Below are 1,258 nucleotides of genomic sequence, written 5' to 3'. Positions count from 1 at the left end.
GATCGCTATCTTGATATTCTATCCTACCTATCTTAACTCCATTGATAGTAAAATCATCACTTGTAACTCCAGCCTTTATAGGACCAGCACCAGTAGTTTCCACTAAGAAATTTGCTCTAATACCAGTTACATCAGCTACCCTATTAATCTCTTCAGCTAAAGCACCCATACCAGTACCTACTGAAGATGAAATAACTACAGGTTGGAATTTAAAATCATCCACCCCATTATAATTTTTGATATTAAGCTCAACCACGCCACTAGTATGAGACATAGATCCTGTTTCAAATCTAGTAACACCGATTTTACTTGATTGAGTTGGTCCTATGCTAGCTTTTACAGTTTGATTTGACTGAGCACCGATTTGAAATTCTTGATTAGTAAAACCACCACTTAAAAGTTGCTTACCATTAAATGCTGTTGTATTTGCGATATTATCAAGTTCTTCCATCAAACGGTTAATATCAGCTTGAAGCATGTTTCTTGTTTTAGTGCTTTGCCCATCTTGAGCAGCTTGAGTTGCTTTTACTTTGATAGTATCTAAGATTTTAAGTTGCTCATCCATAGCTTTATCAGCTGTTTGTAAAATACCTATAGCATCATTACCATTGTTAATAGCTTGACCTAAAGTTGCAGCTTGAGATCTTAAGCTATCTGCAATAGCCATCCCAGAAGCATCATCTGCTGCAGAGTTGATTCTAAGACCTGAGCTAAGTCTAGATAAAGACTTATCTAATTCTCTTGCTGTTATAGTTGAGTTTGCATGTGCATTCATTGCACCTATGTTGGTGTTTATTCTAAAACCCATTTTAAATCCTTTCAAAATATTGCTTGATTTCTATAAAAGCAATAAGTGTTCCAAATATAAGAAAGTAAATGGGAGATAAAATAAAAAGTGAGAGAAAAACACCTTGAATATTCAAGGTGTTTTGGATTTCTTTACTATTGTAATAATCTCATTACATTTTGTTGTACAGCATTAGCCTGACTCATAGCATAAGAGCCACTTTGAGCTAAGATGTTATACTTAGCAAAGTTTGCACTTTCTGCTGCAAAGTCTACATCTCTGATGTTTGATTCAGCTGATTTGATATTTACTTGAGTTACGCTGATGTTATTAAGTGTTGCAGTAATTTGATTTTGCACCGCACCAATGTCAGCTCTGATAGCATCAAGATTAGTAATAGCAGTTTCAGCTATATCCATAACAGCCATTGCACCTTTAAGTGTAGTAACACCAGCTTGTTGATCTTTAGCA

2 protein-coding genes are annotated in these 1,258 nt (G+C 35.1%); both read right to left on the bottom strand.

Annotation, left to right across the window (positions count from 1 at the left end; genetic code table 11):
- Positions 1-808, bottom strand: an 808-nt coding sequence (locus tag CAMP18498_RS07845; RefSeq protein WP_337198259.1) for a flagellin N-terminal helical domain-containing protein, incomplete at its 3' end; no start/stop codon positions are given.
- A gap of 134 nt (positions 809-942) precedes the next feature.
- A partial coding sequence (locus tag CAMP18498_RS07840) for a flagellin (RefSeq protein WP_337198258.1) occupies positions 943-1,258 on the bottom strand: 316 nt, incomplete at its 5' end.

The sequence above is a fragment of the Campylobacter sp. W0066.2 genome, assembly GCF_024723515.1.
Classification (GTDB): domain Bacteria; phylum Campylobacterota; class Campylobacteria; order Campylobacterales; family Campylobacteraceae; genus Campylobacter_D.
The sequence above is the reverse complement of the archived record's forward strand: the minus strand, read 5'-3'. Positions and strand labels throughout refer to the sequence as shown.